10 protein-coding genes and 1 pseudogene are annotated in these 7,675 nt (G+C 37.4%); 4 read left to right on the top strand and 7 right to left on the bottom strand.

Annotated features, from left to right (window positions below):
- Nucleotides 1-192: 192 nt before the first annotated feature.
- Complete coding sequence (locus tag IM319_RS09820; protein ID WP_287735466.1) at nt 193-2,490, top strand: TOMM precursor leader peptide-binding protein; 2,298 nt, start codon at nt 193-195, stop codon at nt 2,488-2,490.
- A gap of 85 nt (nt 2,491-2,575) precedes the next feature.
- Here IM319_RS09820 and IM319_RS09815 read toward each other — a convergent pair whose 3' ends face one another.
- The gene (locus tag IM319_RS09815) at nt 2,576-2,989 is read right to left on the bottom strand and encodes a lectin OAA (RefSeq protein ID WP_287684038.1); all 414 of its coding nucleotides are present in this window, start codon (nt 2,987-2,989) and stop codon (nt 2,576-2,578) included.
- Between the two features lie 339 nt (nt 2,990-3,328).
- Here IM319_RS09815 and IM319_RS09810 point away from each other — a divergent pair.
- A pseudogene (locus IM319_RS09810) lies at nt 3,329-3,538 on the top strand (YcaO-like family protein); the annotation flags it as partial.
- A 48-nt stretch (nt 3,539-3,586) separates the two neighbouring features.
- Here the strand turns inward: IM319_RS09810 and IM319_RS09805 are convergent.
- From IM319_RS09805 to IM319_RS09785, 5 genes are all read right to left on the bottom strand, one after another.
- A complete protein-coding gene (locus IM319_RS09805; RefSeq protein ID WP_287684046.1) occupies nt 3,587-3,778 on the bottom strand; it encodes a type II toxin-antitoxin system HicA family toxin in 192 nt (63 codons plus the stop codon).
- Nucleotides 3,779-3,832: 54 nt separating this feature from the next.
- Nucleotides 3,833-4,057 (bottom strand): type II toxin-antitoxin system HicB family antitoxin, encoded by a 225-nt coding sequence (locus IM319_RS09800; RefSeq protein ID WP_287684040.1) that lies wholly within the window; start codon nt 4,055-4,057, stop codon nt 3,833-3,835.
- Between the two features lie 350 nt (nt 4,058-4,407).
- Entirely contained in the window at nt 4,408-4,791 is a 384-nt protein-coding gene (locus IM319_RS09795) for a type II toxin-antitoxin system VapC family toxin (protein WP_002757635.1), read from the bottom strand.
- Complete coding sequence (locus IM319_RS09790; protein WP_002738737.1) at nt 4,788-5,006, bottom strand: type II toxin-antitoxin system Phd/YefM family antitoxin; 219 nt, start codon at nt 5,004-5,006, stop codon at nt 4,788-4,790. The genes IM319_RS09795 and IM319_RS09790 overlap by 4 nt, the downstream gene beginning before the upstream one ends.
- A gap of 16 nt (nt 5,007-5,022) precedes the next feature.
- Nucleotides 5,023-5,244: a type II toxin-antitoxin system Phd/YefM family antitoxin gene (locus tag IM319_RS09785; RefSeq protein WP_287735465.1), complete on the bottom strand. Its 222-nt coding sequence runs from the start codon at nt 5,242-5,244 to the stop codon at nt 5,023-5,025.
- Between the two features lie 369 nt (nt 5,245-5,613).
- Here IM319_RS09785 and IM319_RS09780 point away from each other — a divergent pair, with 369 nt between their 5' ends.
- Together IM319_RS09780 and IM319_RS09775 are read left to right on the top strand one after the other, a co-directional pair.
- The gene (locus IM319_RS09780) at nt 5,614-5,988 is read left to right on the top strand and encodes a nucleotidyltransferase family protein (RefSeq protein WP_287735464.1); all 375 of its coding nucleotides are present in this window, start codon (nt 5,614-5,616) and stop codon (nt 5,986-5,988) included.
- Nucleotides 5,985-6,467, top strand: a complete 483-nt coding sequence (locus IM319_RS09775) for a hypothetical protein (protein ID WP_287735463.1) — start codon at nt 5,985-5,987, stop codon at nt 6,465-6,467. The genes IM319_RS09780 and IM319_RS09775 overlap by 4 nt, the downstream gene beginning before the upstream one ends.
- Before the next feature lie 570 nt (nt 6,468-7,037).
- Here IM319_RS09775 and IM319_RS09770 read toward each other — a convergent pair.
- Nucleotides 7,038-7,451: a hypothetical protein gene (locus IM319_RS09770; RefSeq protein ID WP_287735462.1), complete on the bottom strand. Its 414-nt coding sequence runs from the start codon at nt 7,449-7,451 to the stop codon at nt 7,038-7,040.
- Nucleotides 7,452-7,675 lie beyond the last annotated feature (224 nt).

The following is a 7,675-nucleotide window of genomic DNA, read 5'->3' as shown; positions in this document are numbered from 1 at the left end:
TGAAAACGGACGGGTCGAAAGTGTCAGACTTAAGCAATTAAGCGTTTTTCGCTATCTGCGTCAACCCCATTGACGCGACCACCCTAAAAAAGTGGCGTGGTGAGGAATCGCCGTCCGTTTTACGGCGGCGAGGATGTCAAATTATAGGTATATAATCAACCTTAACTATCCCTTAAAAAGAGAGTAAAAATTGTGTTCAACCAGCTTGATTGGAATCCTGCCTACTCAATTGAAACCTTAGAACCAAATACGGTATTTTTTCTATCTGAGCGAGAATCAATCTGTTTCCAAGAGCCGCTTTATTATCGTTTAGTAAGATTAATTGATGGTCAACGTAATCTTGATGAAATTATTGATATTCTTCAGTTAGAATTTTTACAAAATCAAGAAATCAATCCCAATAATCCTAATTTGTTTGCAGTTATTATTAATTATAGTCTGGCAATTCAAAAAGCGATTTTTCAGTTATATCAACGAGGGTTTTTGTTAGAAAAAAAAGAATTATTGCCGTCTAATTTAGCAATTTTATGCCATCATCTTCAGGTTTCTCTATCCCAAGCTTTTGAACGATTACAATCTCTGAAGGTTACGGTTAAAAGCCTAGGCTCAATTCCCCAGCAAGATTTGATCAATATTTTGAATTCCTTGCAAGTTCAAGTCGCAGATGAAGGGGATTTAACCATTATTTTAACCGATAATTATCTTCATCCTGATTTAGATAGTATTAATCAACAAGCTTTAGTCTCGCAAAAGCCTTGGTTATTAGTTAATCCCCTAGGAAACCTAGCCTGGATTGGTCCCTTATTTTATCCCGATAAAACTGGTTGTTGGCATTGTTTGGCTCAACGATTACGAGATAATCGTCCCGTGGAGGAATTTATCATTAGACAGAGAGAAAATAAGATTTCTTTAATTTCTCCTTTAGGGTTTTCTTCAGCGACAATGCAGACAGTTTTAAATATGACGGCTATGGAGGTTTTTAAATGGATTATTCAAGGTAAAAATCAACGTTTAGAAGGAATACTAATGACTTATGATACTTTAAATTTACAATTTCAAGAGCATATTTTAGTTAAACGTCCGAACTGTCCTAGTTGTGGATATTCTCTGAATAAAACACCTTTACCTGTGGTTTTGGGACATCGAAAAAAGGCTTTTACCAGTGATGGGGGACATCGTTTTTGTTCTCCTGAAGAAACCTTACGAACCTATCAACATCTTATCAGTCCTATTACGGGAATTGTGCGAGAATTAAATAAGATACAAGGGAATGCTTTAGTTCATACTTATGTAGCGAAACATCATTTTCGTAGCGTCTTTGATGATTTAGCCAGTTTACGGCAAAATATTGGAGGTAGAAGTGCGGGAAAAGGCCGTACAGATAGTCAAGCAAAAGCAAGTGGATTTTGTGAAGCTATTGAGCGGTATTCGGGAGTTTTTCAAGGGAATGAAATCAGAGAAAAAGCGAGTTATCAAGAGTTAGGAGATAAAGCTATTCATCCTAACAAATGTATGAGTTTTAGTGAAAAACAATATCAACATCGAGAAGAATGGAATGCGAATAATCAAGGATGGTTTCAAAAAGTCCCTGAACCTTTTGATGAAACTAGAATCATTGATTGGACTCCTGTATGGTCTTTAACTGCTCAAGATTTTAAGTATTTACCGACGGGATATTGTTACTATGGTTATTCTCAATCTGAACCCTTAGATTGTTGGGCAGATTCTAATGGCTGCGCCGCAGGAAATACGATAGAAGAAGCGATTTTACAAGGATTTATGGAGTTAGTGGAACGAGATTGTGTGGCTTTATGGTGGTATAACCAATTAGTTAAACCCTCCGTTAATTTAGAGAGCTTTAATGAGCCATATTTTGAGCAATTAAAGCAATATTATGAGGGGTTAAATCGGGAGCTATGGGTGTTAGATATTACTAGCGATTTGAATATCCCTTGTTTTGCTGCTATTAGTCCGAGAAAGGAGCGGGAAGTGGAGGATATTTTATTAGGATATGGGGCGCATTTTGATCCGAAAATTGCCATTAGTCGAGCGTTAACTGAGGTTAATCAAATCTTACCGAATGTGTTATCTTTTAAGGAAGATGGGACAACAATTTATAATCCTTCTGCGGATCCTTTGGCGGTTAAATGGTGGCAAACGGCAAGGTTAAGCAATCAATCTTATTTAGTTACCGATAGTAAAATAATACCGAAAAAAAGTAATGATTATTTACAATTAGCCAGTGATGATTTATTAGAAGATGTTAAATTGTGTCAGCGAATTGTTGAGTCAAAGGGGATGGAAATGTTAGTATTAGATCAGACTCGTCCTGATATTGGTTTAAGGGTAGCTAAGGTAATTATCCCCGGAATGCGTCATATGTGGAAGCGTTTAGGGACAGGAAGATTGTATGATGTTCCTGTTAGCATGGGATGGTTAAAAGAAGCTTTAACGGAAGATGAATTAAATCCTTTTCCCATGTGGATGTAATGCTTTGGGATAGGATATTTTATAGATAGGTAAAAGGTGCGTCACCGAAGTAACACACCTGATGAGAAAGGCGATCACACTAAATTTAACAATCGATCATCGTCCCTTTAAAACCAATTGGACCTTCGCCATTATAAGTCACAGTTCCATTTAGAGTACCATCATAATCATCATCACATTGTAGGTTTAATTCAACCACATTTTGCTTAGATCGACCACCAATAATCCATTGGCCACCATTATGCCAAGGTGCATCATCGCCCCCCCATTGATTTTCAACAAAATAATTATTGCCGTCGGATAAAGTAGCTCGAAAACCAATCGGTCCTTCTCTCGCATAGGTCATATTGCCATGAAAAGTTTTTCCCCCATCGTCAGACTTAATATTTATGGCAATAAGGTTCTGACGAGGGCGACAACCCATAACCCATGTACCACCATTATGCCAAGATGCATCATCGCCCCCCCATTGATTTTCTACTTCGTATAGTAATGACATAAGTGTTCTCCTTCTGATAGTTGTATGTTTGTTTATACCCTTAAGACGTTCTCAAAAATCCTTTTCTGAATTTTTTGAGTTAGCCATAATGCCTTAAGCAAAATCCTTGTCTTTGGGGTTAAAAGTGATTGCTTCAATCACCTTTGATACCAGAATAAGTTTTATTTGGGGTAATGGCAATCTCTAAAACTAATACTTTTCTAATATGTTTTTTTGAGCAGAATATTAACTTTTTATGAGATTTATATTAGATTTATATTAGATTCAAAAGGTCACTTTATGGTATAATGGCGTAATCTCTTAGGTAGAACAAATGAATTAATCAATCAAATTATAGAGATTGAGTCAAAAGGGATGGAAATGTTAGTAGTATTAGATCAGACTCGTCCTGATATTGGTTTAAGGGTAGCTAAGGTTATTGTCCCCGGAATGCGTCATATGTGGAAGCGTTTAGGGGCAGGAAGATTGTATGATGTTCCTGTTAGCATGGGATGGTTAAAAGAAGCTTTGACAGAAGATGAATTAAATCCTTTTCCCATGTGGATGTAATGCTTTGGGATAGAGGATATTATAACTGAATGGTTACAAATTAAGTTTTTATTTTGTTTTTAAAAAATCATCTGGACTAATACCAGTCTGTTTGAGAATAGCTCTTACAGTCCCCTCTGGTAGATCACCAGAATGATTAGAAATTGTTGTATAGTTCTCTGTCTCTGGATTGTACCAAATTTCCTGACTACCTGCGGCTTGGCGATCTAAAACAAAACCAAGCTTTTTAAGTCTTTTTATAATATCAATGATACCGAAATCCTGATAATCTTCCCATTTTTTCTTTTAATCTGTTTAGATAACGAAAGGGTAGTAAAAATCATCTTCTATATCTTTTAAATTATCAATTTGATTGCGTTGTTTTTTAGCTTCGATTAATTGATGAGCGACATCTCTGGCAATTTCTAGGGTTTCTTGAAGGGTTTTCCCTTGTGCAACTAATCCCTGTAAGTCATCGGAGGTTGCTAAATAGACGCCTTCGGGTAGCTTTTCAATATGTAATTGAATCAATTTTTCCATCAGTTTTTCTCCTAGTTTAAGACTTAATGGTCATTATAGGGTACATAGAGAATTAACAAAGTACAGGTATTTTATCCCTGACAAAGTAGAAGCTTGTTCTACATTGTATTATGAGCGCGAGGATAAAACGAATTTTTAGGCTGATAACTTCTCAATTCTAACTGATCTTAGCCAGAAATGGATAAGCAAACTGATTCCTGATAGATAAAAGGTATGTCACCACAGTAACACACCTTTATTAGTTTTGGGTTTCGTTGTTTCAATCTAATCTAGAAGAAGTGGCTGGATCATTGGGAGCTATTCCTTCATCTTGATCTAAGATCAATAATATTTTCATTTGTTGAGTTACACTAAATAAGCGCAATCGAATATTGACTGAAAATTGAATCACTTGTAATGATAGGGAGATTTTCAGCCATAGATTGAGCAATAATAATGCGATCAAAAGGATCTCTGTGGTGAAAAGGTAGAGAAGCATTAATTTTTAGATGCTCTAGTTCAAGATTTAGTAAAACAATCCTACTTTCGTTCACTTCTTTCTCAATAAACTCTTCATAGGAAGGAACTAACCTTAACTTTCCTAAATTATATTTAATAGACATTTCCCAAAGACTGGCGATACTAAGATAACTAAAATTGTTCTCATCTTCAATTAAATCTTTGAGAGCATTACTTAATCTAGGATCGTCATTAACAAACCAAAGAAAAATATGTGTGTCCAATAAAAAAGTCATTCCCTGTAATTTTGAAAGTCTTCAAGAGGTTCATCAAAGTCATCGCTCATCCATACTTTTCCCTTAGCACTTCCTCGTTTTAAGGGTCGTTTGATGGGGGAAATTTTGGCCACTGGCTCGTCGCCTTGCATAATAACGATTTCTTCTCCGTTAATTGCCAAATCGAGAAGTTTTGAGAGATCGGATTTAGCTTGAGCTATATCTAATTTAGTCATAATGTTAAATCTCTATTTAAGTTTTCAAAAAATATTGCAAATGTTCTTCGTCATCAGCTACGATGGTAATCATTCCTTGACATAGTCCGGGGCGCGGACGTTGGGGCGATGTGGGTATTTGCCCGATTAATTGGGCAATCGGACGATTGTTGTCGGTGATTAACAATTCTTCCCCCAGTTTGAGATTGTCAATCAGTTCGGGGAGTTTAGCCTGGGCCTCTTTGAGAGAGATGATCATGGATGTTGGGTTCTATCTAACTCATGGTGATAACGCTACAATTTTAACTGAATCTCAGCAAGGAATAGATAAAATACGGTTGGGTTTCACTATCGTTCAACCCAGCCTACACTCTCATGTTAAGGTTAAGTACGAAGATAAACCCAATTTCTAGGCCGATCATTCCTCAATTTTAACTGATCTAAGCAGAAAATAAATAAGCTCTCCTGATGACTGATAGATAAAAGGTATGTCACCGAAGTAACACACCTTAAATAAAATATTGTTGGGTTTTGTTGCCTCAACCCAACCGACAAGAGCGGCGATCGCTTATCACAAAAATTGCTATCATAGAAACTATTGATATTCAATGATTTAGGGGTAATCATAATGACACAGTTAACTGAAGAACGAAAACAAGAGATTATTGCTGAAGTTTTAGCAGCGAGAGCAAACCGTGAACAATTTCTATTAGAGATGAAACAACGGCAACAAGCAGGGTTAAAAATTGCTCAAAAATGTGCTAGTCTCCTTAAAGAGAAGTATGGAGTCACGAAAGTTGTTTTATTTGGTTCATTGTTAAATTATGAAGAAATAACTCCCCATTCTGATCTTGATTTAGCGGTTTGGGATTTACCAGAGAAAGATTATTTTAAAGCGATCGCAGAATTAGATAATGGACAGGATTTTGAGGTGGATTTAGTAGAAGTTCAAAAGGCTCATCCTTATATTTTAGAGGCAATTGCTCAGGGTATTGAACTATGAATAATTTACTAATTCAAGATAGAATTAATCAAGAAATCAAGAAAATTCTTCAAGCTCTGCAACAGTTAGAGATATTTTTAATAGAATTATCTAATCAATCGGATGTCATGTATCAAAACACATTAATTAATTCTATTGCGCTTAATTTGCATGGAGTTTATACTGGAATCGAGCGTATTTTTGAGGTTATTGCTAAAAAAATTGATCAAAGATTCCCAACGGGGGATAAATGGCATCGAGATTTATTAGAGCAAATGTCTGTTGATATACCTAAGGTGAGAAAAGCGGTTATCACAGAAGAAACAAGGGTCATTTTGGATGAGTTACGGCGGTTTCGTCATCTGGTGAGAAGTGCTTATTCTTGCCAATTAGATGAGGAAAAGGTTTTAATCATCGCCCATCAAATTGTTAATTCTTATCAAACCATAATCAATGAAATTCAATTGTTTTGTAATAATTTAAGTAAGGGAGAAACTTAATTAAAGATAACCCAATTTACAAGATCACCTTCGGTGCGCTTTCAGCGAGTGGCGTGCTGCTATGCAGTGCCGTAGGCATCCCACTGAATCTAACTAAGGGACTTGCGCTTTGATAATGTACCTTTTGGGCGAACGCAGTTCGCCCCTACATTGTGGACAAAATCCGTTACTGTAGGGGCGCAAAGCTTGCGCCCTACGCGCTGCGGGGGTTTGCTGATCACCCTAAGTAGGGGGAGAGCCTTCGAGAACCCCTGCAGCTAAGGGACTTGCGCTTTGATAATGTGCCATCTGGCTGGTCTGATTCTTCTACAGAGCGATTTTCAAAGCTGGGATATTATTCCCACGCAAGTCCCTAAAGGACTTACGCAGGTACGCTGCCCGTAGGGGCAATTGATGAATTGTCCCTAGGGGTAAGTAGGGAGGCACAATTATTTGTAGGATGGGTTAGCGGTAGCGTAACCCTTGCTGGTGTTGGGTTTCGTTACCTCAACCCAACCTACAAGATCACTAACCTACACTCTTCGGCGATCACAAATTATGAAATCTAAAAAAGTGATTGCCCATGCCCAATTAATCAATATCTTGCCAATTCAATGCTGTAGCAAATCGGATCAAATGACCAACATTGGTTGTCGCAATAATTACTTCTGCCGTCTCATTGGCCAATATTTGTGCTTGAGCAGCTAGAATAACATCCCCATCTAATGCCTTGGGATCGGCAGTGGGTTGTCCCCTTTTTCTGACTTCTGCCCAAAGACTTGCAGCTAACAACATAGTATCTGTTTGGATAGGAATATATTCAAGGGTTTGTGTTAAATGATCGAGACGACGGACACTTTTTAATAAATTCGCACGGAGCAGTTCTCGACGGACTTCATAATCTGCAATCTCAGGAATCGCAAATCGTTCACCTCGTTTTAGAAGCGTTTTTAGCCTCTGTTGACAAGCGAGCGGAAGTCCTTTGGCCTTGGGATTTGTTACCATACCTAATCGACCCGAATCTAATAAAATTAAGCGATTCATGGGAATAGGGGGCGATCTGATAAACGGTCTTCATCTATAGCCTTTTTTAAATAGGGTTTGCTGAATAAATCTAAAAACCTTATCCAACAAGGTTTTTAGACTTTTTTTCCCTCAAAAAGTGCCGACCCTTGGAGTGATTGGGGGGAAAATTCAGGGACTTTTTCCCTGAAAATTAGGTAATTGAC

The organism is Microcystis sp. M113S1, from assembly GCF_020246945.1.
GTDB lineage: Bacteria > Cyanobacteriota > Cyanobacteriia > Cyanobacteriales > Microcystaceae > Microcystis.
The sequence above is the reverse complement of the archived record's forward strand: the minus strand, read 5'-3'. Positions and strand labels throughout refer to the sequence as shown.

Excerpts from the sequence above, each read along its gene's own strand:
- IM319_RS09815 (WP_287684038.1), bottom strand. The coding sequence starts at position 2,989 with ATGTCATTACTATACGAAGTAGAAAATCAATGGGGGGGCGATGATGCA.
- IM319_RS09800 (WP_287684040.1), bottom strand. The coding sequence starts at position 4,057 with ATGGAAAAATTGATTCAATTACATATTGAAAAGCTACCCGAAGGCGTC.
- IM319_RS09795 (WP_002757635.1), bottom strand. The coding sequence starts at position 4,791 with ATGACTTTTTTATTGGACACACATATTTTTCTTTGGTTTGTTAATGAC.
- IM319_RS09790 (WP_002738737.1), bottom strand. The coding sequence starts at position 5,006 with ATGACTAAATTAGATATAGCTCAAGCTAAATCCGATCTCTCAAAACTT.
- IM319_RS09785 (WP_287735465.1), bottom strand. The coding sequence starts at position 5,244 with ATGATCATCTCTCTCAAAGAGGCCCAGGCTAAACTCCCCGAACTGATT.
- IM319_RS09780 (WP_287735464.1), top strand. The coding sequence starts at position 5,614 with ATGACACAGTTAACTGAAGAACGAAAACAAGAGATTATTGCTGAAGTT.
- IM319_RS09775 (WP_287735463.1), top strand. The coding sequence starts at position 5,985 with ATGAATAATTTACTAATTCAAGATAGAATTAATCAAGAAATCAAGAAA.
- IM319_RS09770 (WP_287735462.1), bottom strand. The coding sequence starts at position 7,451 with ATGGTAACAAATCCCAAGGCCAAAGGACTTCCGCTCGCTTGTCAACAG.